We start from the raw sequence: 24208 nt of genomic DNA, 5'->3' as shown, positions 1-24208 counted from the left end.
CAGTGCGCCGCCGTTCAGCGCCGGATAGGCCGACAGATCGTCGGTGAAAAGCTTCAGCCGCACCTCGCCATTCAGCCCGTGCGCGCCGGCGATCGCCGCCAGCACGACACGGTTACGGTCCGCCGGATCAGGCGTCGGGCGAGCCTTCGCCGCCGGCGGGGGCGTCGTCGCGGCCTTCGGCGGGTTCTTCCGCCGATTGGCCGAGGTTGGTGGCGTCTTCGTCATGGTGCGGCTGCTGTTCGGGATCGATCATCGGTCATGCTCCTGGTCAGGTCGACCCGGAACGCATGATGCCGATCAAAAGGTGCCGGCACGTCCCGAAAGACGCGCCGGCACAATATTTTATGCTTCGGCGGTTTCGGCCGGCGCGGCGGCGGCTTCTTCAGCGGCCTTGGCCTTTTCAGCGCGTTCCTCGGCGCGCTCGACGGCCTTCTCGCCCGGCTTGCCCTTGCTCGGGTTGTTGCGGGCAGCGCGTTCCTTCACGCCGGCCTTGTCGAGGAAGCGGGCGACGCGGTCGGTCGGCTGCGCGCCGACGCTCAGCCAGTGGGTCGCACGCTCGGCGTCGAGCACGACGCGCTTTTCGTCTTCCTTGCCCAGCAGCGGGTTGTAGGTGCCGATCTTCTCGATGAAGCGGCCGTCACGCGGGCTGCGCGCATCGGCGACGACGATGCGGTAGTACGGACGCTTCTTCGAGCCACCACGCGACAGACGGATGCTGATTGCCATTATTCTTCTTCCTTCGTTGGTTCGTGTAAGCCGGTTCCGACCGGCAATTACTTCTTCTTGATAAGGTTTTCGAAGCCGGGGGGCAGTTGCGGCATACCGCCGCCCTTCCCGCCCATGCCGCCGAGCCCTGGCAGGCCCGGCATTTCGCCACCCGCCTTGCTCATCAGGTCGCCAAGGCCGGGGCCGCCCAGCGCATTGCCGAGGCCGCCCATGCCGCCCTTGCCCAGCATCGACATCATGCCCTTGATTCCGCCCATCTTCTTGAGCTTCTTCATGGCCGACTGCATTTCCTGATGCATCTTCAGCAGCTTGTTGATGTCCTGCACCGTGGTGCCCGACCCCTTGGCAATGCGGATCTTGCGCTTGGCATTGATGAGTTCGGGCCTGGCGCGTTCCTTGACCGTCATCGACGTGATCATCGCGTCCATGCGCAGCAGGATCTTTTCATCCACCGCACCCGACGCCATCGCCGCCTGCGCCTTCTTCATGCCGGGGATCATGCCCGCCAGCGCGCCCAGACCACCCATGCGCCGCATCTGTGCCAGCTGCCCGCGCAGGTCGTTCATGTCGAACTGACCCTTGGCAAGGCGACCGGCCATGCGCTCGGCATCTTCGGCCTCGATCGACTGCGCGGCCTTTTCGACCAGCGAGACGACGTCTCCCATGCCGAGAATACGCCCGGCGACGCGCTTGGGGTGGAACGGCTCGATCGCGTCAAGCTTTTCGCCGGTGCCCGCGAACTTGATCGGCTTGCCGGTAACGGCGCGCATCGACAGCGCGGCGCCACCGCGCGCATCGCCGTCCATCCGCGTCAGGATGACGCCGGTCAGCGGCACCTGTTCGGAGAAGTTCTGCGCGACGTTGACCGCGTCCTGACCGGTCAGCGAGTCGACGACGAGCAGGATTTCGTTCGGCCGGGCAATGTCCGCCACGGCCTTCATCTCGTCCATCAGCGCCTGATCGACGTGCAGGCGGCCCGCCGTATCAAGCATGACAACGTCATAGCCCTGCAACTTCGCCGATTGCAGCGCGCGCCGCGCGATATCGACCGGCTGCTGGCCCTGCACGATCGGCAGCGTCGCGACCTCGACCTGCGTGCCAAGGACCGCCAGCTGTTCCTGCGCCGCCGGACGATTGACGTCGAGCGACGCCATCATCACCTTCTTGCCCTCGCGCTTGGCGAGCAGCTTGGCGAGCTTGGCCGTCGTGGTGGTCTTGCCCGAACCCTGCAAGCCGACCAGCATCACGACCGCCGGTGGGGTGACCGCGACATCGAGTTCGGCGGTGTCCGACCCCAGCATGTCGATCAGCGCGTCGTGCACGATCTTGACGACCTGCTGCCCCGGCGTGATCGAACGCAGAACATTCTGGCCGACCGCGGCCTCGGTCGCCTTCTCGACGAAATCGCGGGCGACCGGCAGCGCCACGTCCGCTTCGAGCAGGGCGACGCGGACTTCACGCATCGCGGTGCGAACGTCGGCTTCGGTCAGTGCGCCGCGACCGCGCAAACGATCGAACACCCCTCCCAGCCGGTCACTCAGACTCTCGAACACGCTACCACTCCAACCTTGCCGCGTGAAAAACGCTCAAGCAAAACACGCCGGCGGACGAAACCTCGTCGGCCGGCGTCGCCCGCGGGCGGCAATGCTGAACGTCTCCCTGCAGAAACGATCCGCGCCCTTACCCCGAAACTCGGTTCAGCGCAAGTCATGGCGATCGGCGGGGCTTCCGGGGCGGACATCCGGTCGGCTTTAACCGCTTCTACACCGATGACCCTGATAAACGATGGTGATGGAATGGGATCGTCAAAAAGGAACCGAGGGCATCGGCCCCGCTCTGGCGGAACCTCGGGAACGCGGCGAACGCTGGACCCTGGCGATCTGCGCCGGCGCGATCCTGTTGTTCGTAGGCCTGAGCTTCGCCGTCATATCGGGGCTGCTCGACCACCGCTTCTACGGCGGTGAGCCGGTCGCGCAGCCGCTGGTGACGGCGTTGCTGATCAATGCTGCGCTGGTCATCTTCGGCTGGCGACGCCACCGTGCCGTCCGGGTCGAGATGCATGGCCGTTCCGCCGCCGAGGAGCGCGCACGGCTGCTGGCGTCGCGCGATCCGCTAACCGGCTTCCTCAACCGCCGCAGTCTCAGCGAGGCCGGTGCCGCGCTGCTGCGATCGGCGACGAAGCGCGATCAGGCCGTGGCGCTGCTGATCGTCGACCTCGATCATTTCAAGATGGTCAACGACATGCACGGCCATGCCGCTGGCGACAGCGTGCTGCGTAGCGTCGCGCTGGAAATCGCCGGTGCGATGCCACCCGCTGCACTGACCGCCCGATTCGGCGGCGACGCCTTTGCCTGCGCCTTCGTGTTCGACGCACGCGATCCGTCGGTCGTCGAACGCATCGCGAACCGCGTCATCACCGCACTGTCGCAACCGATGTTCGTCGACGACCTGCGCATTCACCTGAGCTGCTCGATCGGCATCGCCCGGTCGGACTTCGACGGCGGCGGGATCGACACGCTGCTGCGTTCCGCCGATATCGCGATGTATTCGGCCAAGAAATCGGGTCGCGGCGACTTCACCTGGTTCGACCGGGCGATGGAACATGCGTTGATCGACCGCAACGACATCGAAAGTGGCCTTCGCCTCGCAATCCCCGCCGGACAGGTCGTGCCGTATTTCGAACCACAGGTCGATCTGGCGACCGGCCGGTTGTGCGGGTTCGAGGTGCTGGCACGCTGGACGCATCCGACGCAGGGGCCGATTCCGCCCGATCGCTTCATTCCGGTGGCGGAGGAAGCCGGGCTGATCGGTGATCTGTCGCTGTCGATCATGCGACAGGCGTTCGCCGCCGCGCGCGACTGGGATCCGGGCATCACCCTGTCGGTCAACATCTCGCCATGGCAGCTGCGCGACGCATGGCTGGCGCAGAAGATCATCAAGACGACCGTCGAATGCGGTTTCGCACCCAACCGACTAGAGATCGAGATCACCGAAAGCGCGTTGTTCGACAACCTGCCGCTGGCGCAGTCGATCGTCGGATCGCTCAAGAATCAGGGCGTGCGCCTGTCGCTCGACGATTTCGGTACCGGCTATTCGAGCCTAGCGCATCTGCGGGCACTGCCGTTCGACCGGATCAAGATCGACAAGAGCTTCGTCCTGTCGCTGCTCGACAATGCAGATTCGGCGGCGATCGTCCACGCGATCATCGGCCTTGGCGAAAGCCTGAACCTGCCGATCACCGCCGAGGGCGTCGAAACCGACGCGATCGCGGAGCGACTGGCCGCGCTGGGGTGTGCGAAGGCGCAGGGCTGGGCCTATAGCCGGCCGCTGACCGTAGCCGACACGCGGCGGATGCTAGCCGCGCGCGGGCTGCTGCATAGCGGCGGATCGGCCGACGCCGACACGACCGACGTCACCAACCGGCGTCGGGCCGGGTGAGATAAGCGCGCTCCGCCTCGGTCGATTCCCGGCCGAGCGCGGCGTTGCGCGACGGATACCGACCATATTGCGCAAGGACCGCCGCATGATCGCGCGCGAATTGCAGGTTCAGCGGATTGCCGAGCCATTCGAAACAGCGCAGCGAGAATCGCGCGACCCCGGCGTCCTCGCAGTGCATCAGCGGCATGTAGAGAAACGAGCGTTCGAGCGGCGGAAATTCCCGATCGTCGCCCCGCGCAATCCCGATCAGTGCCAGTTCGAGCGCTAGCGGGTCGGCGGCGAACGCATCGGCGGTGCGGCGATGGATGTTGCGCGAAAACTGATCGAGCAGGATTACCGCCGCCAATAGAAGATGTTCCTCTTCGCGCCATCCCGCCGCCTCGCTCGCCAGCACCGCGTCGCGCAGGCCGCCGAACCGGTCGGCGATCGTCGCATCCAACTCCGCATCCTTGGCGAAATGCCGGTCCGGCCCGACCTCGTCGAACCAGAAGTCGAGCACCGCCCGCGCGTTCGCGTGGACTTCGCGTGTCCCTGTCCCTAGATCACCGCCCATGCCATCCTCCGCTGGTCCCACCATCATCACGCTCGGCTGCCGGCTGAACATCGCCGAAAGCGATGCGATCCGCGGGTTGCTGGTCGACCGCGACGTGACCGTGGTCAATAGCTGTGCGGTCACCAACGACGCGGTAGCCGCCACCCGCCGCGCGATCCGCCGCGCCCGCCGCGACCGGCCGACGGGGGCATTGATCGTTACCGGCTGCGCGGCGCAGATCGATCCGGCAAGTTTCGCGGCGATGCCCGAAGTCGACCGGGTCATCGGCAATTCGGATAAGCTGAACCCGGCAGCGTGGAGTTCCACCGATCCGGTCGTGGTCCGCGACATCGCCCGTGTCCTCGACACCGCGCCGCAATTGGCCGGCAGGTTCGAAGGGCAGACCCGCGCCTTTGTCGAGGTGCAGAACGGGTGCGACCACCGCTGCACCTTCTGCGCGATCCCGGCCGGTCGTGGCCCCTCGCGATCGGCGACGATCGATGACGTAGTGGCGCAGGTCGCCGGCCTCGTTTTGGCTGGTCATGCCGAAATCGTGCTGACCGGTGTCGACGTGTCGAGCTATGGCGACGACCTGTCCGATACCCCGAAGCTGGGCGATCTGGTCGAGGCGATCCTTGCCCGCACCGGCTTGCGACGGCTGCGGCTATCCTCACTCGATCCGGCAGTATTCGATACCAAGCTGTTCGAATTGTTGACGCAAGAGCCACGCGTCATGCCGCACGTCCATCTATCGTTTCAAGCCGGCGACGACATGATCCTCAAGCGGATGCGCCGCCGCCACAGCCGCGCCGATGCGGTCGCGCTGGTCGATCGATTGAAGACGGCGCGCGGAGAAATCGCGATCGGTGCCGATCTCATCGCCGGCTTTCCGACCGAGGACGATGCGATGGCGGCGAACACGCTCGCGCTGATCGACGATTGCGATATCGTCCATGCCCATGTCTTTCCCTACAGCCCGCGCGCGCGTACCCCGGCAGCTCGGATGCCGCAGGTGCCGCCGCCGATCGGCAAGGCGCGCGCGCAGGCGTTACGCGCCGCCGCCGAACGCCGCCACCGCGACTGGCTGCAACGGCAGGTTGGTACCACCGCCGACATCCTCGTCGAACGCCCCGGCACGCGCGGGCACAGCCCCGGTTTCGCCGATGTTTCGCTTCCCCCCTGCCCGCCCGGTTCGATCGTGACCGCGCGGCTGACCCATATCGAAGGCAATCAGTTGATCGGAATGCCCCTATGAGCCTTTCGTGGCACGAACGCCTGCTCGGCGGTCTCAAGAAGACCTCCGACCGGTTGACCGGCAATCTCGTCGGGTTGTCCGCCGCGCGGCTCGATGACGCGCAACTCGACGATATCGAGGAAGCGCTGATCGCCTCCGACCTCGGCCCCGCCACTGCCGCGCGGGTCCGCCAGCGTCTCGCCGAAGGGCAATATGAGCGCAACATGGAGGAACTCGGCATCCGGCTGGTCGTCGCCGAAGAGATCGAAAAGGTCTTAACACCGGTTGCCAAGCCACTGGAAATCGAGGCCTTTCCACGGCCGCAAGTCATTCTGGTCATCGGCGTCAACGGATCGGGCAAGACCACCACCATCGCCAAGCTCGCCAAGACACTGGTCGAGCAGGATTATGGCGTGATGCTGGCGGCGGGCGACACGTTTCGCGCTGCCGCCATCGGTCAGCTCAGGACCTGGGCCGAGCGGATCGGTGTGCCGATCGTCAGCGGGGCCGAGGGCGGCGACGCGGCAGGCATCGTCTATGAAGCGGTCAAGCAGGCGACGGCGACCGGCATCGACGTGCTGATCGTCGACACCGCCGGTCGCCTGCAGAACAAGCGCGAACTGATGGACGAACTGGCAAAGGTCCGCCGCGTCCTTGGCCGCCTGAACCCGGCAGCCCCGCACGACGTCGTCCTCGTGCTCGATGCGACAACCGGGCAGAACGCCCTGAACCAGATCGAGGTGTTCAAGGAGATGGCGGGCGTCACCGGCCTCGTCATGACCAAGCTGGATGGCACGGCGCGCGGCGGCGTGCTGGTCGCGGCGGCGGAAAGGTTCGGGCTGCCGATCCATGCAATCGGAGTCGGCGAGACCGCCGACGACCTGCGCGGGTTCGACGCCAACGAAGTCTCGCGGATCATCGCCGGTGTCGAACGGGTGCGCAAATGACCGTCGATCGCAAGCCCACCTCGCCGCTGTTCCGCATGGCGCTCGATTACGGGCCGCTGGTGGTGTTCTTCGTCGCCAATCTGCTTGCCGGAAAGATCGGCCTTCCCGACATGATGGATTCGCTGGCGCAGGTCATCATCGCCAGCACCGCGTTCATGATCGCCAGTGTGATCGCGATCATCGTGTCGAAATGTAAGACCGGCCATATCTCGCCGATGCTGTGGCTGTCGGCGGGGCTGGTCGTCGTGTTCGGTGCGCTGACGCTGTATTTCCGCGACGATACCTTCATCAAAATGAAGCCGACCATCGTCTATGCGATGTTCTCGGCGATCCTGACTTTCGGCCTCGTCACCGGGCGGCCGTTGCTGCAGCAATTGCTGGAAACCGCCTATCCGGGGCTGAGCGCGCTGGGGTGGCGCAAGCTGACGATCAACTGGGCGGCGTTCTTCGCCTTCATGGCGGTGCTGAACGAAGTCGTGTGGCGGCATTCGAGCTGGGATTTCTGGGTCGGGTTCAAGCTGTGGGGCGCAGTCCCGCTGACCCTGTTGTTCGCGCTGGCGAATATTCCGATGCTGTTGAGGCATGGACTGAAAATGGGCGAAGACGCGCCGTTGCCGCCGGCAGACTAATCTCTTTCTCCCCCATGGGGAGANGGGGGGGGGGGGGGGGGGGGGGGGGAGTCCCGAGCGTCGCGCGCATGAAAAAAGGGCCGCCCTTGCGGACAGACCCCTCTCCCAACCCTCTCCCCTGAAGGGGAGAGGGCTATCGGCGGATTACTTCACCGCTGCGTCATAGCGTTGGCCGACCTTGTCCCAGTCGACCACGTCCCACCACGCCTTCAGATACGCCGGACGCGCATTGCGGTACGTGATGTAATAAGCGTGTTCCCACACGTCGTTGCCGAGGATCGGCGTGCCCTTGACCGGGGCGACGTCCATCAGCGGATTGTCCTGGTTCGGGGTCGACGTGATGGCCAGCTTGCCGTCCTGACCGACGATCAGCCACGCCCAGCCCGACCCGAACTGGTTCGCGCCCGCCGTGTTGAACTGCTCCTTCAGCTGGTCGAGCCCGCCGAACTGCTGGTCGATCGCGTCCTTCAACGCACCCGACGGCTGCGATCCGCCGCCCTTCATGGTTTCCCAGAAGAAGGTGTGGTTCCAGAAGCCACCGCCATTGTTGCGCAGCTTGGCCGAACCGCTGCCGATGTTGGCCAGCAGCTCCTCGATCGACTTGCCTTCGAGGCTCGTGTCTTCCGACACCGCTTCGTTCAGCTTGTCGGTATAGGCCTGATGATGCTTGTCGTGGTGCAGCGTCATCGTTTCCTTGTCGATGGTCGGCTCCAGCGCATCATAGGCATAGGGCAGCGGCGGAAGTTCGAACGCCATGGCAATCCTCCTTGGGTAACAAAGAACTCGTGCGACCGAACGCCGTACGCGCCGCTTGGCTCCGATCGTTACGCCTGCGAACCCATAGGCGGGCCGGGCGGTGGCGAAAAGGGGTCAGCCGCCCTGCCCGAGCATACCGTGTCGCTTCAGCGCGTGGCGCAACTGGTCATAGGTCAGGCCGATCGCGTCGGCGCAGTTCCGCTGGTTGTAGCGCGCCTCCGCCATCGCCCGCGTCAACAACTGCCGTTCGAACCGGTTGACCCGCGTCTTGAAATCCTCGCCGCAATCGTCCGGAGCAGCCGGTTCGGCCATCGGGGCACCCGCGACCGGAGCGGCAGCACCAGCCGCCGGGGCAGCGCCGCCCCGCGGGCGGAAGGGCGAGGCGAACGGATCGACCTCGATCAGATCGATCGCCCCCGGCCGTTCCCAGCGATAGACCGAGCGTTCGACTGCGTTGCGCAGCTCGCGAACATTGCCCGGCCAGCGATGCTCCATCAGCTGGTCGACGGCGTTGGGTCCGAACCCGACCCATTCGTCGCGCCCGATCTCGGCCGCCATGCGCCGCCCGAAAAAATCGGCCAGTACCATGATGTCTCCCGGCCGCGCGCGTAGCGGGGGCAGCGTCACCACCTCGAAACTCAACCGGTCTAGCAGATCGGCGCGGAACGTGCCGCACTCGACCCGGTCGGGCAGATGTTCGTTGGTCGCCGCAACGATGCGGACGTCGACCCGGATCGGCCGCGACGATCCGATCCGGGTCACCTCGCCATATTCGACCGCGCGCAACAGCCGTTCCTGCGCACCCATCGACAGTGTGCCCAGTTCGTCGAGGAACAACGTGCCGCCATCGGCCTCCTCGAACCGCCCCGTCCGCGCCTTGGTCGCGCCGGTGAACGCGCCCGCCTCGTGCCCGAACAATTCGGCCTCGATCAGCGTCTCGGGGAGCGTGGCGCAGTTCATCACCACCAGCGGTTGATCCCAGCGCGCCGACAGGCGGTGGAGCCTCTCGGCCACCAGCTCCTTGCCGGTCCCCCGTTCGCCGATCACCAGCACCGGGCGATCGAGCGCGGCGGCCCGGCTGGCCCGTTCGAGGGCATCTAAAAACGGACCGGACTGGCCGACGACCTGGGTTGCGCGCTCCATGCCGATCATGTGGCGTATTTTCCCAATAATTCGCAAGAGGCCAAATGCCAGAGGACACCCAATCTCCGGAAAGTGACGTAAATCCGTCATTTTCGAAATTGGCACGGCTCCTGCAGGGTAGTCAGCAAGCCCGACACAGGGCGCAGAACACAAGGCTTCAGGGAGTTTTCCTCATGCGCAACCAATCGAACCTCTCGCTCTCGCAATCGGTCGCCAGCATGGCCGCCGCGCTGCTGGTGAGCCTGTTCGTCCTTGGCGCGACGACCACGACCGGTCCGACCGCCGCCACCCATGCCACCGCGCCAATCGCGTAAGGTGGCAGGCCGGGGCGGTTCTGCCCCGTTCCGTCCCGGCCACCCGAGAATTCTTCAGGAGTAACCGATGGGTATTTTCTCCCGCACCCGCGACATCATCGCTGCCAACGTCACCGACCTGCTCGACAAGGCCGAGGATCCGGCGAAGATGATCCGCATGATCATCCTTGAAATGGAGGAAACGCTGGTCGAGGTCCGCGCCTCTGCCGCGCGCACCATCGCCGACCAGAAGGAAATGCGCCGCCATATCGGCAAGCTGGACAAGCTGCAGGAAAACTGGACCGAAAAGGCCGAACTGGCGCTGAGCAAGGACCGCGAGGATCTGGCCAAGGCAGCACTGGTCGAACGACAGAAGGCGGTCGACATGGCCGAACAGCTCAACAGCGAGATCGTCGTGCTCGACGACGCGCTGCGCGCTTCGGAAGTCGATATCGCCAAGCTCCAGAGCAAGCTGCGCGAGGCGCGGACCCGGCAGAGCGCCATCCAGACGCGGATGGAAACCGCCAACAACCGCACCAAGCTGCGCGAGATGTATGCCGGCAGCAAGACCGCCGACGCCTTCAGCCGCTTCGACGTGCTGGAACGCCGTGCCGATCTGGCCGAAGGTCGCGCCGACGCCGCCGGCATGGGCCAGCCGGGCAAGAGCCTTGAGGAAGAGATCGCCGAACTGCGGTCGTCCGACAAGATCGATGCCGAACTTGCCGCGCTGAAGGCGCGGCTCAACCGGGAGGGCTGAGCGTGGAGGATTTCTTCGGCATCGCCGTGCCGCTCGGCGTCCTCTTCATCGGACTGCCGTGGCTGATCCTCCACTATATCACCAAGTGGAAACAGTCGCCGTCGCTGACCAACGAGGACGAGCGACTGCTCGACGACATGCACCTCACCGCCCGCCGGCTCGAGGAGCGGCTCCAGACGATCGAGCGGATCATCGCCGCCGATCATCCGGACTTCCGCCCCGCCGACCGCGACCTGCCCACCCGCGATTATCGCGACAACGACTTTAACCGGAGGCTCTGATGTCCAGCGCACGCACCAAATTCTATGTCGACAAAGCGAATGGCAAGGTGTCGGGCGTGTGCGCCGGCATCGCCGACTACACCGGTGTCGAGGTCATGTGGATCCGCATCGGCACGGTGTTGCTGACGCTGGCCGGTGGCTTCCCCTGGACAGTGATCGCCTATTTCATGATCGCCTGGATGGCGCAGAAAAAGCCGGTCGGCCTGTACGAAAGCCGCGAGGACGAGAAATTCTGGCAGGGCGTACGGTCGAACCCGACCCGCACCGCGTCGGAAATGCGATCGACGTTCCGCGACATCGACCGTCGCCTCGCCGATATCGAAATGTACTATACCAGCCGCAACACCCGTCTGGCGGACGAGATCGACAGCCTGCGCTGAACCGATCCCCGCCGGGGCCGATGAGGGAGAGAGACGATGAATTGGGGTGGACCGGGGTTCGTGCTGGCGATCATCGCGATCGTCATGGCAGCGAGCATCGTCAAGACCGCGATCCGTGCGAAGCACGGTTATCCGCTGGACGACGAAGGATGCGACGGCAAACGCAAGGGCAGGCGCCGCCATGAACAGATCGACGCGATCCGGCAGGCGCAGCTGATGGCGCAGCAGAACGAACAGTTGCAGGGCAAGGTCCTGCGCCTCGAAGAGCGCATCGCCGTTCTCGAACGCATCGCCACCGATCCTGCCACCCGCACCGCGCGCGAAATCGACGCGCTGCGCTGAACCGATCAGGAGTATCGATCATGCCTCCCACAATGCTCATCGTCATCGCCGCTGTCGTCGGCCTCTCTGCCATCGGCGGCTGGATCTTCACCACCTGGCTTCGCGTCAAGAACGGCTACCCCCTCGACGGTGCATGGGGACAGGCGATCTACCCGAAGCGCGACGACGAAACGGTCGAGCGGGTGAAGCTGCTGAGCCAGGAAAACGCCCGACTGAAGGCCGAGCTGGGGTCGATCAAGGACCGCCTCGCCAATGTCGAGCGGATCGTGACCGACAGTTCGCATGGGCTCGACCGCGAGATCGAGTTGTTGCGCGGCCGGACGAACTGAAAGGAACGACCATGAGCCCGCTCTGGATTCCCATTCTCGGCGTGTCGATCCCGGTCATCGCGATCCTCGCCAACCACGTCTTCAAACCCTGGATGGCGCTGAAGGAACGCGAACTCGAAATCCGCGGCACCGAGTCCGCCGAAAAGGCCGCGCAATATGCCGCGCAGACCGAACGGCTGGAACAGCGCGTCCGCGTCCTCGAACGGATCATCACCGACCGCGGTGTCGACCTGTCCGACGAGATCGAACGCCTCCGCGACAAACCGCTCAACTGACAAACCCGACGAGAAGGGCAGTCCGATGAACCTTACTTTTACCCTTGCACTCGCCGCCACCACCCTTGCCGCCGTCGCGATCGTATCGGTCACGCTGCTGTCGGGCTGGCGCGGCTGGCTGGCGCTGCAACAGCAACGGCTCGGCGACAAACCGATGACCCAGCCCGCCCCCAATGTCGGCACCCGGATCGAAATCGCCGACCTCAAGGAACGCATCCGCAAGCTCGAAGCGATCGCCGCCGGGGTGGAACTCTGACGTCGAATGCCTATAGCGGCGTCATGCAGAGCATCTACGATATCCGCGAAGAATATGAATTCCTCGACGGCGACGACCGCTACCGGTTGCTGATCGACCTGGGCCGGCAACTGGAGCCGATGCCCGATCCCCTCAAGACCGATGCGACGCTGGTGCGCGGTTGTTCGGCATCGGTCTGGGTCTATCCGCAGCAACAGGCCGACGGCACGCTCCACTTCCTCGCCGACAGCAACGCTGCGATCACCAAGGGGATCATTGCACTGGTGCTGGCGACCGTGCAGGACCGCGAAGCACCGACCATCCTGTCCACCGATATCGACGCGACCCTCGCCCCGTTCGACCTGCGCAACCAGTTGAGTTCGAACCGGACGCAGGGGATACCGAACATGATCGCGCTGATCCGGGAGACGGCGGCGCGGTTGGCGTGACGCCACTGGCGGCCGGTGCCGCCTTTCGTTAGCATCGAGCCGAACGCCGACAGAACCGGCAGGTCCGGGGGGAGTGCCGTTGGCATGAAGCACGTGCGATGGATAAACCCGCTGCTGTTCGCCGGACTGGTCGCCGTACCCTTGCCCGGACAGACCCCTGCTTCGCCTGACGCGACTGCCGATGACGAGATCGTCGTTATCGCCCGCAAGCTGCGCAAGGTGCGGCTGAACTACGCGACGCGCGGGCAATGGGTGACGAAATGCGAAGCCGAGGTATCGAGTGGCGATCCCCGCATCGACCGGATCATGTGCGCGATCGTGAAGGCCTGCGTTCGCGAGGGCAATCGCGAGGCGAAGGAAACGCAAGCCTGTGTCGCCGGCCGGATCGACCAGCTGGTCGACGGCGTACCTGCGCCGGTTGACGTGGCCGCTGCACCGCCGCCCCCGGACCTGCCGCCGGTAGCGCAAAGCACTCCGCCGATGTCGAACAGCGGGGGGTCGGATATCGTCGTCCGCGGTGCGCCGGCCGATATCGTCGTGGTGGGTAATATCCCCTCGCTGCGTGGCGGCCTGTGGCAGTTCCGGCGCAGCGCGACGCTCGCCCTCGCCGGCGGCGGCGGCGCGCGCCCGGTACGGTTTACCCAGTGCCTGCCCGACGGCACGATCGAAGCCACGCTGCGGCGCGCTGCGGGGGAAGGCAACATGATGACCGGCCTTCTCGCCGGGGCGCAGTGCGGGCGGCTGCGGACGAAGATGGCCCACGGCCGCATCGATGCGTCGCGCTCGTGCATCAATGCCCGGACCCAGCGCCGGCTGGAAATGACCGGTCGCTACGATAAACGACAGCTGACGCTGAACTATGTCGTCGAACAGGATCAGGACGGCCCGGAACGTGGCGGGGGCGCGGGCTGGAACCCCGCGAGACAGGTCGGCTATCGCTGGCAGGTCAGCGCCACCCGGATCGGCGAATGTCCGGTAAAGGAACGGCGCGACGAGGTGAACATGAACGAGGCGATCCTCGCGCTGTTCTCCGAATACGGCCCGAGCGACTCAGGCGCCCTGATCGAGCCCTAACCGAGCCGCCACCGCGTCCAGATCATCGCCCGGCCGCACCAGCAGCCAGTCCCCCGGCCGTTCGCTGTCGACAACGACCACCGCGCCCTTGGGACACACGTCGAGGCACTTCACCTCGACCACGCCCGCTCGCGACTTCGGGCCGTTCTTCAGCTTCAGATGCTTGCGCAACGCCTTGGCCAGCGGCTTGCCCGACTCACCGAACCCACCGTCCAGCTTTTTCGAACATTTGGCGCAGACCAGCACGGCCTTGTCCCAGCGCGACCGGACGGCGGTCCTCACACGGGGGCCCTCATGCCGGTTTCCAGTTCCGCCGTTCTTCCGCCGTCCGCAGCACGTCATAGGCTGCCTGGATCGCGTGGAATTTCTTTGACGCATCGGCGTCGCCGGGCCGGACATCGGGATGATTCACCTTGGCCAGCTTGCGCCATGCCAGCCGGATCGTATCGAAATCGGCGTCCGGATCGCATTCGAGGACGTCGAGAGCGCGCATCTCGTCGCGCGAACGCGTGCCGTCGCCCGATCCGGCCCAGGCGTTCGATGCCGATGCAGCATAGCCGTTGGCGGTGCGGCGTTCGTCCGCTTCCCGCGCCTTGGCCTCTTCCTCGTTCAACCCTTCGAAGTAGTTCCAGCCCTTGTTATATTCGGCGGCATGCGCTTCGCAGAAATACCAGCGATCGGGGCTGTTGGGCGATTTGGGCGCGGGGCATTTGCCGGGTTCGGTGCAGCCATGGCGATCGCACAGTTTCACCGTCTGTGCCTCGCGGCCCTCGCTATAGCCGCGCCAGCGTGGAAAGCCCCAGTCGTTCGATCGCGTATATCGTGCCATTGTTTTCGAAATAAGCCGCCGGTGCGCTCGCGCAACCCATTGTCGCGCGCGAATGTCAGAGGGTCTGTAAGCCGGGTTCTGTCCACCTGCCGAAACAGGATAGGCGACCATTCCTCTTGGACGACGCTTGCGCGCCGTCTCCAGCAACCAACCCGGGCAGCGGGCCGGAACATGCCCCGGAACGCGTTGCCGCGCTCCTTGCCGCCCCTATTCGGTCTTGCTCCCGGTGGGGTTTGCCATGCCGCTGCCGTTACCGGCCGCGCGGTGCGCTCTTACCGCACCCTTTCACCGTAACCCGGCCGAAGCCAAAGGCCGTCTGCTCTCTGTGGCACTGTCCCTGAACGCCCGGCCGAAGCCGAAAGCCCGCCGGGCGTTACCCGGCACCGTCGTTTCCGTGGAGCCCGGACTTTCCTCGGCACGCTTGCGCGTGACGCGGCCGCCCGACCCTCTGACGCACCCGCCCCTAGCGGACGGAGCGCGCCGGTTCAATCGTCGCCTTGCGGCTTGGGCAGCAACAGCGCCAGCAACAGCATCCGGCATTCGCCATCGGCGATGCCGTCGATCATTTCGGGCCGGAAGCGCCGCTGAAACGCGGTGACCGCCGCATCCCGGTCGGACACGTCGTAACCGAAGCGTTCGAGCGCGAGCAGAAACCCGGCATCGCTCCATCCAGGGTCCATCAGGTTGCGGGTCGGCCGTGGCAGCGCGAGGCGCAGCCGCGCCAGCCGGTTCCATGGAAACAGCTCGCCCGGGTCCTGCTTGCGCGCCGGGGCGATATCCGAATGGCCGACGACATTGCCGCGCGTGATCTGATGCCGGTCCTTGATATCGTGGACCAGCGGGATCAGCGCATCGATCTGCGCCTCCGGGAAATCGCGATAGCCGAATTCGTGTCCGGGATTGACCAGTTCGATGCCGATCGACGCGCTGTTGACGTCGGTGACCCCGCGCCAGTGCGACTTGCCGGCATGCCACGCGCGCTTGTCCTCGGCGACCAGTCGGTAGATCGTGCCGTCTTCGTCGATGACATAATGCGCCGACACCTCGGCCCGCGGATCGGTCAGCCTTGCGATCGCGAACGCCGCGTCGGTCATGCCCGTATAATGCAGCACCAGCATGGTGACGGGCAGCAAACGTTCGCCGAAGTTCGGCGACGGCGTCTCGATCATCTGCACGCGACTCTTTCCCCTCACGCCACTGCGTCCCGATTGCGGCGGGACGCAGGGAAAGGCAAGGTCAGTGCGCCGCCGGCCGGTACAGTCCGCGATAGCGCTCCGACGGTACCAGCGCATCGGTATGGCCGATGACCGTCTCGCCCGCGCCCAGCACCAGCAGCCCGCCGGGGCGGATGACGCCGGCGATCCGGTTGAGCACCTGCCCCCGCATCGCCGGCGACAGATACATGAGCACGTTGCGACACAGCACGATGTCGAACTTGCCCCCCGGCATCGGATCGGCGATCAGGTTCTGCTGCCCGTACAGCAAGCGGAACCGCAGCTCGGCCTTCGCCTCCCACAAATCGTCGCGCGGTTCGAACCACTGCATCATCCGCCGGATCGGCAGCCCGCGCTGAATCTCGAACTGGGTATAACGGGCCTCGCGCGCACGCATCAGCGCGCGCAGCGAAATGTCGGTCGCCCGGATTTCCGGCAGCTGCATTCCGGTCCGCTCGCTCGCCTCGGCGAACAGCATCGCCATCGACAACGGTTCCTGCCCGGTCGAACACGCCGCCGACCAGACCCGCAACCGGCGCGGTGCCTCGGCGACCATGTCGATCGCCGCCTGCACGACCGTATCGAGCGTCGCCGCGTCGCGAAAGAAGGACGTTTCCTGATTGAGCAGCGCGTCGACGACCAGATCGGCCAGCCCGCCCTCGTTCGAACCCCGGCCGTTGATCCGCGCCACCAGTTCGTCGAGCGTGGCCAAACCGCGCTCCCGCAGCATCGGCTGCAACGCGCTGTCGATCCGCCATGCGCGCCCGGCGTCGAGCTGCTGCCCGGTCCGCTGTTCGAGCAGCGCGACGATCGTGTTGGCGGCGGGGCCGAGCGGACCGGCAGGACGCTGTACGGTCATGCCGGCCGCCGCCGGCGCGCGACGAGCGCCCCCAGTTGTGCCGGCGTACCGATCGTGTTGGCCAGCCCCGCCTCGGCCACCGCCCCCGGCATGCCCCATACGACCGAACTCGCCTGATCCTGCACCGCGACGATCCCCCCCGCCGCCCGGATGTTTGCAGCACCCCGCGCGCCGTCGCGGCCCATCCCCGACAGGACGATCCCCAGCGCCCGCGCGCCATATACCTGCGCCACGGAATCGAACATCGGATCGACCGATGGCGTGCATCCGCTGATGGACGGTGACCGGTCGAGCCGGGTCGCGGCACCTTCGCTGGTCGGTACCACCCGGATATGTGCATCGCCGGGCGCTACGATCAGTCGCCCGCGCTGGATGCGCAAACTGTCGCGCGCCACATCGACCGGACGTCGCGCCAGCCCCGCCAGTTGCTGGGCAAAATAGTCGGTGAACGTCCCCGGCAGGTGCTGGGTGACCAGGATCGGTATGTCGAAATCGGGCGGGATCGCCGCCAGCAACGGCGCCAGCGCGTGAATGCCGCCCGTCGACGCGCCGATCGCAATGACATCGAAAACATCGCTGCGGCCGGCGGTGCCGGTTCCGGCCCCACTCGGCACCGTCCGCATCACCCGTTCGATCAGTGTCGCCAGCCTCGTCCCAAACCCGCCGGCCAGCGGCGACGATTCGGGCTTGGCCAGCGTCGCCGCCGCACCCAGCGATAGCGCGTGGCATGCCGTCGGCGACCCGTCGGCGCAGTCACCCGACAGGACGATGACCCGCACCCCCGGTGCCGCCGCCATCAGATCAGGCAGGCCCGACAGACCGTCGATCCCGGGCAGGTTGATGTCGAGAAGGATCAGGTCGACGGACTGTCCTGACAGGCTGCCGGTCGCCTGCGCGATGCCCCCGACCGCGGCGACGACCCGGTGGCCGGGCATCGCTTCGACGATCCGGGCCAGCACGGCCCGGGTGACCGCCGAATCGTCGACGATCAGGACCCGGACGGCCGTTCCGTCGGCTGCGGCAATTCGGGTGAACGGCGCGTTCACGGGCTGTATTCGGATCGGATCAGGCGACGCCGACGATCTGCAGCTTGCTTTCCAGCGTCTCGCGATCGAACGGCTTCATCACATATTCGTCGGCCCCGGCCTCGATCGCGGCGCGGATATAGGCCATGCCGTTCTCGGTCGTGCAAAATACGACCTTGGGCTGCATGCCGCCCTCGCTCTGGCGCAGCGCGCGCAGGAAATCCATGCCGCTCATTACCGGCATGTTCCAGTCGAGCAGGATCACGTCGGGCTGCGCCTTGGCACATTGGTCGAGCGCCTCGCGGCCGTCCCCCGCCTCGCGCACCTCGAACTGGAGCGTTTCGAGAATGTGCCGGGCGACCTTGCGGATCACCTTCGAATCATCGACGACCAGGCAATTCTTCATCACGATACCCCATCTTGATACGCCCGGGTGTAGCCCGCGCGTGTAACCACCGCGTTAATGCTCATGCGGCCACGCGGCCTGCATCGGCCGCACGCGCGACGATGGCGGGCAGGTCGAGGATCAGGACAGCGCGCCCGTCATGCTCGATCAGGCCGCTGGCGATCGCCGCCCACGCCGCGCCCGGCAACAGCCCGGCGGACAGGGGTTTCGGCACGAAACGATGCGCATCGTCCAGCGTATCAACCAGCAACGCGTAATGATGCCCGTCGACCTGCGTCACCACCGCGCGTCGCCGGTTCGCCGGGGGCGGCACGGGGTCGATCACGATCGCGGTGTCGATCACCGTCACCACCCGGCTGCGCAGCGCCGCCAGTCCCCGCACCGCGGGTGCCGTGCGCGCGACCGGCGTGATCTCGCCGATGTCGACCACCGATTCGACATGGTCGGACCGGATGGCGACATCCTGTCCGACGATCGTGGCCAGCAGAAACAATTCACTCACGCCCGACCTCCCGCCGCCATGCGCAGCGCGCGCAGCACGCCTTCGCGGTCGTATCGATAGATGCTGCCGTCGCCGATATCGGCCGGCGACGCGCGCAGCCGCACCACCGGCACGTCGGCGGCGGGGGTCGGCACCGCGACGTCCGCCTGTGCCAGCACCAGCGTCGGCCGTTCGCCCGCATCGACCCGCTCGACGATCTGATACCCCGCGTGCTCCAGCATCGGCCGCAGGAACGCCCGCATCCAACCGCTGCCGCCATCCGCCAACAGGCAGGTCGGCCGGCTCTGCGTGATCAGCGCCGACGCCGCCTCGCGCGCATGGCGTTCGAACAGCCAGAGCGGATCGACCTGCTCGATCTGCTCGCCGTCCAGCAGCACGATCCCGGCGATCGGCCCCGGTACGTCGCCGACCGGGGCTAGTTCGGGCAGCATCACGATGTCGACGGCATCGACGATCGCATAGGCGACCTCCATCACCCCGTCGGTCAGGCGCAGTACGGTCGTCACCCGGTCGATCGCCGCAGGATCGCTCGCCTCTGCCGGAATTATCCGCCCGTCGATCGCCAGCCGGATGCGGCCGGCACTTTGCCGGAGCGATCCGGCACGGATACGTTCGATCCGGTCGATCACCGCCAGCGGAATGACCCGCTGCCGCCCGTCCAGATCGTTGAGCAGCAGCGCGGTAACCCGGTCGTCGACCTCCGCCGCTTCCTCCGCCTCGATCTCCAGATCCATGGCGTCGGCAAAGCTCAGCCCCGCCGCCTGCGCCACCCCGGCGCAATCGAGCATCAGCATCGGCCGCCCGGTGTCGGGCAGCGTCTGCCCGGCATACAGCCCCGTCGCCATCACCGCCGGCGCGGCGGGCTTGACCACCAGTTCCTCGGTATCGAGCACTTCATCGACCGCGATCGCGAAGTCGCCTGCACCGATCGTCACTACCACCAGCATCTTGGGCGCGGCGGGCGTCTCGGTCGCGACGCCGATCACGTCGCACAGGTCGACGACCGGGATACGCCGGTCGCGGATGCGGGCGATCCGGTTGTCGCCCAGCTGGTCGACGCGGATATTCGCGGCGCGTTCGTTGACGATCTCGCCGATCGTCTGGCGCGAAACGGCGAAGCGATGGCTGCCGGCGCGCACCACGATCGTCGACACGATCGACAGCGTCAGCGGTACCTGTACCGCGATGCGCAGCCCCCGCCCCGGCTTGTTGTCCAGCGTGATCCGTCCACCGATCTGGTCGATCGCGGCGCGCACCACGTCCATTCCGACGCCGCGCCCCGAAATCTCGGTTGCGGTATCGCGCGACGACAGGCCCGGCGCGAAGACCAGTTCGCACCGCTGGCGATCGGTCAGCTTGCGCAGTTCGGCCTCGCTGCGCTGCCCGCTTGCCGCCAGTTTCGCCATCAGCCGTTCGGTGTCGATGCCGCGACCATCGTCGATGACCTCGATGACGATCTGGTTGCCCGATTGCCGTGCGGAGATATGCAGCCGGCCGCTTTCGCGCTTGCCGATCGCGCGGCGGTCGGCGGGCTGTTCGATGCCATGGTCGATGGCATTGCGCACGATATGGACCAGCGGGTCGCGCATGACCTCGATCATCTCGCGGTCCAGCTCGACGTCGCTGCCATCGACGGTCAGCATCACCGCCTTGCCCACCGCCGCCGCCGTATCGCGCACGATGCGCGGCAAGGGCGAGAAGAGCGTTTCGATCTTCTGCATCCGCGTCCGCGTCACCGCGTCACGCATATCCGCCACCGAACTCGACAGCCGGTCCAGCGCCGCCTCGACCGCCGGGTCGAGCGCGATATCGCGCAACCGCCGGACCAGTTCGTTGCGGACCAGCACCATGTCCGACATGCCGCTCATCATCCGGTCGAGCAGATCGACGTTCAGCCGCACGCTGCGCAGCGGCGCCCGCCCCGCTGCTATCGCCGCCGCCGCCACCGGCGTCGCCGCTGCTGTCGGGTTGCCAATTTTCGGCGAAAGCGCGGCGATCAGCTCGTCCTCGCCCTCATCGGTCAGCGGCAATCCGGCATCGATCGCCTCCACCAGTTCGCCGATCCGGTCGACGATCGCCAGCACCGCATCGACCAGCCCGCTATCGGGTCGTCGCTTGCCGTCGCGCACCCCGCACAGCGCGTCCTCGGCGGCATGGCTGAGGCGCGACAGGCGCGGCAGATCGAGGAAGCCGCAGCTGCCCTTCACCGTGTGGACGAAGCGGAAAATGGCGTCCAGCCGGGCGCGATCGTCGGGCGCGGCTTCCCACGCGACGATCTCCGACGACAACGCTTCCAGCGTCTCGCGGGTCTCGGCAATGAATTCCTGTAACAGATCGTCCATGCGGCCCCGCCCGGTTATGGACACGACCATGGCGGCAGGCAGGTTAAGAAGCCGTTAGTGAAGCGATGGCGGTACGGATCGGGTGGTCTAGCCTCCCGAATACACGCGGGTGTCGAAACCCGCGCGGCATCCGAACTCTATCGGCCTGCGAACGAAGCTCCGAACAGCAGCACCGGCGAATCGGTCGGCGATACCTGCAACGTCCCGCCGCCCTGCTCGACCAGCTCGCGCGCCAGACACGCCGCCGCCGCACGCGGCGTCATCATCGCCGCATCGCCCAGCAACGCGCCGCGCAGCTCGGCGTCGAGCACGATCCGTGGCCCGTCACCGCGCACCGCGATATCGATGCCGGTCGCGGTGACCTCCGCCCCGACATCCAGCTGCCCGCCGCGCACCAGCGCGTCGCCCGCGATCAGCGCGAGGTTCAGCAACACCTTCACCGCCGGCTTGGGCAGCGACGGTGCCTCGACCATCCAGCCGAGCTTCACCTTGTGATGATCGCCGAACAATCCTTCCAGCGCCGCCCGCGCCTCCCGCGTGTCGATCGAATCGCCGAAGCCGCCGGCGGCGCCAAAGGCGAGGCGGAAGAATTTCAGCTTGTTCGCCGATGCCCGCGCGCTGTCGGTCAGCAGTTCGAGACAGCGGGCACGCATGTCGGGATCGGTCTCGTCGGCCAGCAGTTCGAGGCCGTTGTTGAGCGCGCCGACCGGGCTGAGCAGGTCATGGCACAATCGCGAACACATCAGGCTGGCGAAGTCGGCTGGGCTGATGTTCAAAGCGGCGATCCCTGTGCAGCGACGAACGTCATCGTCCGGCTGCTGGCGTCCATGTGCACCGCCCCGCAATTTTTTTCAACGTGGCCGGCATGGCGGACATCGAAGGAAACCGGGTCGAATCGGCCATGGCGTTCACCGTTCGCGACCGCCCGCCACAGCCGGGCGGTACCGCGCCCGAGGATCAGCCACAGCCGCCAGTCTGCCGCCGCCTGCGCCGCATCGGTCGGCGACGGATCGGCGCTGCCGACCGGATGCGAATGATACCAGCCGAGCACCGCCGCCCCGCCCTGTCGGGCATCGCGATAGGCGTTGAGCAGGATCGCGGGATCGATCTCGAAATGGCGTGCCGGATCGGCGGCGACGTTGCGGGCTGGTTCGGCCGCCTCGATCGCGACGCCCGTGCCCCGCAGCAATCCGCAGATTTCATGCCGGTTCGCCGCCGCCTCGATCAGCAACCGTTGGATCGTTTCGCTTGTAAAACTTGGCCTCATGCCCATCTTTGTAGGCAATGGACCGGGGGGTTTCCACGATAGAGGCGCGCATCACCGATGCCGCGCACGGGCTTCGGATCGACAAGGCGCTGGCCGAGGTCGTGCCCGATCTGTCGCGCGAACGGGTCAAGGCGCTGATGGCGGCGGGCCATGTCGCCGGTCCCGACGGTCTGGTCTCCGATGGCAAGCGCAAGGTTGCAGCGGGACAGCAGTTCGTCATCACCCTCCCGCCGGCGGTGCCGCTCGATACGGTGGCGCAGGATATTCCACTCGTCGTCGCCTATGAGGACGACCATCTGATCGTCGTCGACAAACCCGCCGGGCTGGTCGTGCATCCGGCCGCCGGCAATCTCGACGGCACGCTGGTCAACGCGCTGCTGCATCATTGCGCGGGCAATCTGTCGGGGATCGGCGGCGTCGCGCGGCCCGGCATCGTCCACCGCATCGACAAGGATACGTCCGGGCTGCTCGTCGTCGCCAAGAACGACGTCGCGCATGAGGGGCTGGCACGGCAGTTCAAGGACCACAGCATCGACCGCCGCTATCTGGCGATCGCGGCGGGACGGGTGTTGACGTCGGCGGGCACCGTCGACGCGCCGCTCGCGCGATCCCCCAATGATCGCAAGAAGATGGCGATCGTCCGCTCCCCACTCGCCAAGCATGCGGTGACTCATTGGCGCAAGCTGCGCCAGTTGCGCGACGCGTCGTTGATCGAATGCCGGCTGGAAACGGGCCGCACGCATCAGGTGCGGGTGCACATGGCGTCGATCGGCCATCCCCTGCTCGGCGACCCGGTCTATGCGGGGCGGCGGCCGGCGTTGCGCGCCGAACTCGAACGGCTCGATTTCCGGCGACAGGCGTTGCACGCGGCACATCTGGGGTTCATCCATCCCGTGACAAGCAACGCTTTGGCGTTCGATAGCGACGTTCCGGCAGACATGCAGGAACTGTTGGATCATCTTCACGTATAGATTACGGTGATGCCGCAATGCGGCGTGGCCCACGACAAAGGGAGTTTTGACGATGGCAACTGGCAGCAACGTCCCGGCGACGATCCCGGCGCTCGGCGGCGAGGCGAGCCTCAACCGCTATCTCTCCGAAATTCGCAAATTTCCGATCCTCGCGCCCGAGCAGGAATATATGCTCGCCAAACGGTTTCAGGAACATGGCGATCCGGAAGCGGCGGCGCAGCTCGTCACCTCGCACCTGCGTCTCGTTGCCAAGATCGCGATGGGCTATCGCGGCTATGGCCTCCCCGTCAGCGAACTGATTTCCGAAGGGAATATCGGGCTGATGCAGGGCGTGAAGAAATTCGAACCCGATCGCGGTTTCCGCCTCGCCACCTATGCGATGTGGTGGATCCGCGCCTCAATCCAAGAATTCATCCTACGGTCGTGGTCCCTCGTGAAGATGGGCACCACCGCCGCGCAGAAGAAACTGTTCTTCAACCTGCGCCGGATGAAGTCGAAGCTCGACGCGTTCGAGGACGGCGATCTCAGCCCCGAGCATCTTGCCAAGATCGCGACCGATCTCGGCGTGACCGAGGACGAGGTAACGTCGATGAACCGCCGCATGGCGATGGGTGGCGACACGTCGCTCAACGTCCCCATGCGCGAGGATGGCGAAAGCCAGTGGCAGGACTGGCTGGCCGATGACGGCCCCTTGCAGGACTCGGTCGTCGCAGAGGCGCAGGAGGCCGATGTCCGCCACGGTATGCTGGTCGAGGCGATGGACGACCTCAACGACCGCGAAAAGCACATCCTGACCGAACGCCGCCTGACCGATGATCCCAAGACGTTGGAAGAGCTGAGCCAGGTATACGGTGTCAGCCGCGAACGCGTCCGCCAGATCGAAGTCCGCGCTTTCGAAAAACTGCAAAAAGCAATGATGCGCCTCGCCGGCGACCGCCGGATGCTGGCCGCAGTCTGACGCGACAGGGGGGGG

The 24208-nt window shown here is 66.1% G+C and carries 31 protein-coding genes, 1 other RNA gene and 1 pseudogene; 16 read left to right on the top strand and 17 right to left on the bottom strand.

Annotated features, from left to right (window positions below; translation table 11 throughout):
* The 3 genes and pseudogenes from ASE91_RS21065 to ffh all read right to left on the bottom strand — a co-directional run.
* Positions 1-225: pseudogene (locus ASE91_RS21065) on the bottom strand (hypothetical protein); the annotation flags it as partial.
* Between the two features lie 117 nt (positions 226-342).
* On the bottom strand, positions 343-726 hold the full coding sequence (gene rpsP, locus ASE91_RS13580) for a 30S ribosomal protein S16 (protein WP_055994826.1): 384 nt from the start codon (positions 724-726) through the stop codon (positions 343-345).
* 47 nt (positions 727-773) lie between these two features.
* Positions 774-2279, bottom strand: coding sequence for a signal recognition particle protein (gene ffh, locus ASE91_RS13575; RefSeq protein WP_055994829.1), 1506 nt, complete (start codon positions 2277-2279; stop codon positions 774-776).
* A 232-nt stretch (positions 2280-2511) separates the two neighbouring features.
* Here ffh and ASE91_RS13570 point away from each other — a divergent pair, with 232 nt between their 5' ends.
* Positions 2512-4164 carry a putative bifunctional diguanylate cyclase/phosphodiesterase gene (locus ASE91_RS13570; RefSeq protein WP_235530483.1) on the top strand — a complete coding sequence of 551 codons (1653 nt, stop codon included), beginning with the start codon at positions 2512-2514 and terminating at the stop codon, positions 4162-4164.
* Here the strand turns inward: ASE91_RS13570 and ASE91_RS13565 are convergent.
* Positions 4139-4717, bottom strand: a complete 579-nt coding sequence (locus ASE91_RS13565; protein ID WP_056626941.1) for a DUF924 family protein — start codon at positions 4715-4717, stop codon at positions 4139-4141. The two genes, ASE91_RS13570 and ASE91_RS13565, sit on opposite strands and share 26 nt — an antisense overlap.
* Between ASE91_RS13565 and mtaB the strand changes: the two genes are divergently transcribed.
* The 3 genes from mtaB to ASE91_RS13550 are packed head-to-tail and all read left to right on the top strand — an operon-like array spanning position 4716 to position 7506.
* Entirely contained in the window at positions 4716-5951 is a 1236-nt protein-coding gene (mtaB, locus tag ASE91_RS13560; protein ID WP_056626940.1) for a tRNA (N(6)-L-threonylcarbamoyladenosine(37)-C(2))-methylthiotransferase MtaB, read from the top strand. The two genes, ASE91_RS13565 and mtaB, sit on opposite strands and share 2 nt — an antisense overlap.
* Positions 5948-6877 carry a signal recognition particle-docking protein FtsY gene (gene ftsY, locus ASE91_RS13555; protein WP_055994840.1) on the top strand — a complete coding sequence of 310 codons (930 nt, stop codon included), beginning with the start codon at positions 5948-5950 and terminating at the stop codon, positions 6875-6877. Before mtaB ends, ftsY begins: the two co-directional genes overlap by 4 nt.
* A complete protein-coding gene (locus ASE91_RS13550) occupies positions 6874-7506 on the top strand; it encodes a septation protein A (RefSeq protein WP_082454022.1) in 633 nt (210 codons plus the stop codon). The genes ftsY and ASE91_RS13550 overlap by 4 nt, the downstream gene beginning before the upstream one ends.
* A gap of 144 nt (positions 7507-7650) precedes the next feature.
* On the opposite strand, the gene ASE91_RS13545 is transcribed toward ASE91_RS13550, so the two are convergent.
* Positions 7651-8262 carry a superoxide dismutase gene (locus ASE91_RS13545; protein ID WP_055994843.1) on the bottom strand — a complete coding sequence of 204 codons (612 nt, stop codon included), beginning with the start codon at positions 8260-8262 and terminating at the stop codon, positions 7651-7653.
* A 114-nt stretch (positions 8263-8376) separates the two neighbouring features.
* Positions 8377-9405, bottom strand: coding sequence for a phage shock protein operon transcriptional activator (pspF, locus tag ASE91_RS13540; RefSeq protein WP_056627217.1), 1029 nt, complete (start codon positions 9403-9405; stop codon positions 8377-8379).
* A gap of 173 nt (positions 9406-9578) precedes the next feature.
* Here pspF and ASE91_RS19715 point away from each other — a divergent pair, with 173 nt between their 5' ends.
* The 10 genes from ASE91_RS19715 (at position 9579) to ASE91_RS13495 (ending at position 13820) form a co-directional block, all read left to right on the top strand.
* On the top strand, positions 9579-9719 hold the full coding sequence (locus ASE91_RS19715) for a hypothetical protein (RefSeq protein WP_156347458.1): 141 nt from the start codon (positions 9579-9581) through the stop codon (positions 9717-9719).
* Positions 9720-9786: 67 nt separating this feature from the next.
* Complete coding sequence (gene pspA / locus ASE91_RS13535) at positions 9787-10455, top strand: phage shock protein PspA (RefSeq protein ID WP_055994846.1); 669 nt, start codon at positions 9787-9789, stop codon at positions 10453-10455.
* Positions 10456-10457: 2 nt separating this feature from the next.
* Complete coding sequence (pspB, locus tag ASE91_RS13530) at positions 10458-10736, top strand: envelope stress response membrane protein PspB (protein WP_055994849.1); 279 nt, start codon at positions 10458-10460, stop codon at positions 10734-10736.
* Positions 10736-11116 (top strand): envelope stress response membrane protein PspC, encoded by a 381-nt coding sequence (pspC, locus tag ASE91_RS13525; RefSeq protein ID WP_055994852.1) that lies wholly within the window; start codon positions 10736-10738, stop codon positions 11114-11116. Before pspB ends, pspC begins: the two co-directional genes overlap by 1 nt.
* Before the next feature lie 36 nt (positions 11117-11152).
* A complete protein-coding gene (locus ASE91_RS13520; protein WP_055994855.1) occupies positions 11153-11458 on the top strand; it encodes a hypothetical protein in 306 nt (101 codons plus the stop codon).
* Positions 11459-11478: 20 nt separating this feature from the next.
* The gene (locus ASE91_RS13515) at positions 11479-11787 is read left to right on the top strand and encodes a hypothetical protein (protein ID WP_082449285.1); all 309 of its coding nucleotides are present in this window, start codon (positions 11479-11481) and stop codon (positions 11785-11787) included.
* 11 nt (positions 11788-11798) lie between these two features.
* Positions 11799-12062, top strand: a complete 264-nt coding sequence (locus tag ASE91_RS13510) for a hypothetical protein (protein WP_055994860.1) — start codon at positions 11799-11801, stop codon at positions 12060-12062.
* A gap of 25 nt (positions 12063-12087) precedes the next feature.
* Positions 12088-12318 carry a hypothetical protein gene (locus tag ASE91_RS13505; RefSeq protein WP_056626938.1) on the top strand — a complete coding sequence of 77 codons (231 nt, stop codon included), beginning with the start codon at positions 12088-12090 and terminating at the stop codon, positions 12316-12318.
* A gap of 23 nt (positions 12319-12341) precedes the next feature.
* Positions 12342-12746, top strand: a complete 405-nt coding sequence (locus ASE91_RS13500; RefSeq protein ID WP_056626937.1) for a SufE family protein — start codon at positions 12342-12344, stop codon at positions 12744-12746.
* 84 nt (positions 12747-12830) lie between these two features.
* Positions 12831-13820, top strand: coding sequence for a hypothetical protein (locus ASE91_RS13495; protein WP_056626935.1), 990 nt, complete (start codon positions 12831-12833; stop codon positions 13818-13820).
* Here the strand turns inward: ASE91_RS13495 and ASE91_RS13490 are convergent.
* From ASE91_RS13490 to ASE91_RS13445, 11 genes are all read right to left on the bottom strand, one after another.
* A complete protein-coding gene (locus tag ASE91_RS13490) occupies positions 13797-14102 on the bottom strand; it encodes a (2Fe-2S) ferredoxin domain-containing protein (RefSeq protein WP_235530482.1) in 306 nt (101 codons plus the stop codon). The genes ASE91_RS13495 and ASE91_RS13490 overlap by 24 nt on opposite strands.
* Before the next feature lie 10 nt (positions 14103-14112).
* On the bottom strand, positions 14113-14649 hold the full coding sequence (locus tag ASE91_RS13485) for a J domain-containing protein (RefSeq protein WP_056626932.1): 537 nt from the start codon (positions 14647-14649) through the stop codon (positions 14113-14115).
* A gap of 51 nt (positions 14650-14700) precedes the next feature.
* An RNA gene (gene rnpB, locus ASE91_RS14450) (RNase P RNA component class A) lies at positions 14701-15101 on the bottom strand.
* Positions 15102-15134: 33 nt separating this feature from the next.
* The gene (locus ASE91_RS13480; protein ID WP_056627215.1) at positions 15135-15818 is read right to left on the bottom strand and encodes an N-acetylmuramoyl-L-alanine amidase; all 684 of its coding nucleotides are present in this window, start codon (positions 15816-15818) and stop codon (positions 15135-15137) included.
* Between the two features lie 67 nt (positions 15819-15885).
* Positions 15886-16722, bottom strand: a complete 837-nt coding sequence (locus tag ASE91_RS13475; protein WP_055994880.1) for a CheR family methyltransferase — start codon at positions 16720-16722, stop codon at positions 15886-15888.
* Positions 16719-17768, bottom strand: coding sequence for a chemotaxis protein CheB (locus tag ASE91_RS13470; RefSeq protein WP_235530481.1), 1050 nt, complete (start codon positions 17766-17768; stop codon positions 16719-16721). The genes ASE91_RS13475 and ASE91_RS13470 overlap by 4 nt, the downstream gene beginning before the upstream one ends.
* 19 nt (positions 17769-17787) lie before the next feature.
* A complete protein-coding gene (locus ASE91_RS13465; protein WP_055994883.1) occupies positions 17788-18153 on the bottom strand; it encodes a response regulator in 366 nt (121 codons plus the stop codon).
* Positions 18154-18214: 61 nt separating this feature from the next.
* Positions 18215-18655, bottom strand: coding sequence for a chemotaxis protein CheW (locus tag ASE91_RS13460; RefSeq protein ID WP_056626920.1), 441 nt, complete (start codon positions 18653-18655; stop codon positions 18215-18217).
* Positions 18652-20997, bottom strand: a complete 2346-nt coding sequence (locus ASE91_RS13455; protein ID WP_056626918.1) for a chemotaxis protein CheA — start codon at positions 20995-20997, stop codon at positions 18652-18654. The genes ASE91_RS13460 and ASE91_RS13455 overlap by 4 nt, the downstream gene beginning before the upstream one ends.
* A gap of 137 nt (positions 20998-21134) precedes the next feature.
* Positions 21135-21773: a histidine phosphotransferase family protein gene (locus tag ASE91_RS13450; protein ID WP_055994890.1), complete on the bottom strand. Its 639-nt coding sequence runs from the start codon at positions 21771-21773 to the stop codon at positions 21135-21137.
* Entirely contained in the window at positions 21770-22264 is a 495-nt protein-coding gene (locus ASE91_RS13445; RefSeq protein WP_082454021.1) for a M67 family metallopeptidase, read from the bottom strand. The genes ASE91_RS13450 and ASE91_RS13445 overlap by 4 nt, the downstream gene beginning before the upstream one ends.
* A 17-nt stretch (positions 22265-22281) precedes the next feature.
* Between ASE91_RS13445 and ASE91_RS13440 the strand changes: the two genes are divergently transcribed.
* The gene (locus tag ASE91_RS13440) at positions 22282-23235 is read left to right on the top strand and encodes an RluA family pseudouridine synthase (protein ID WP_056626917.1); all 954 of its coding nucleotides are present in this window, start codon (positions 22282-22284) and stop codon (positions 23233-23235) included.
* A gap of 52 nt (positions 23236-23287) precedes the next feature.
* Positions 23288-24193 (top strand): RNA polymerase sigma factor RpoH, encoded by a 906-nt coding sequence (gene rpoH, locus ASE91_RS13435; RefSeq protein ID WP_055994898.1) that lies wholly within the window; start codon positions 23288-23290, stop codon positions 24191-24193.
* Positions 24194-24208: the final 15 nt, after the last annotated feature.

The sequence above is a fragment of the Sphingomonas sp. Leaf62 genome (assembly GCF_001421915.1).
In the GTDB taxonomy this organism is placed as follows: Bacteria; Pseudomonadota; Alphaproteobacteria; order Sphingomonadales; family Sphingomonadaceae; genus Sphingomonas.
Note: the sequence above shows the minus strand (reverse complement) of the source record. Positions and strands in the feature narration are given on the sequence as shown.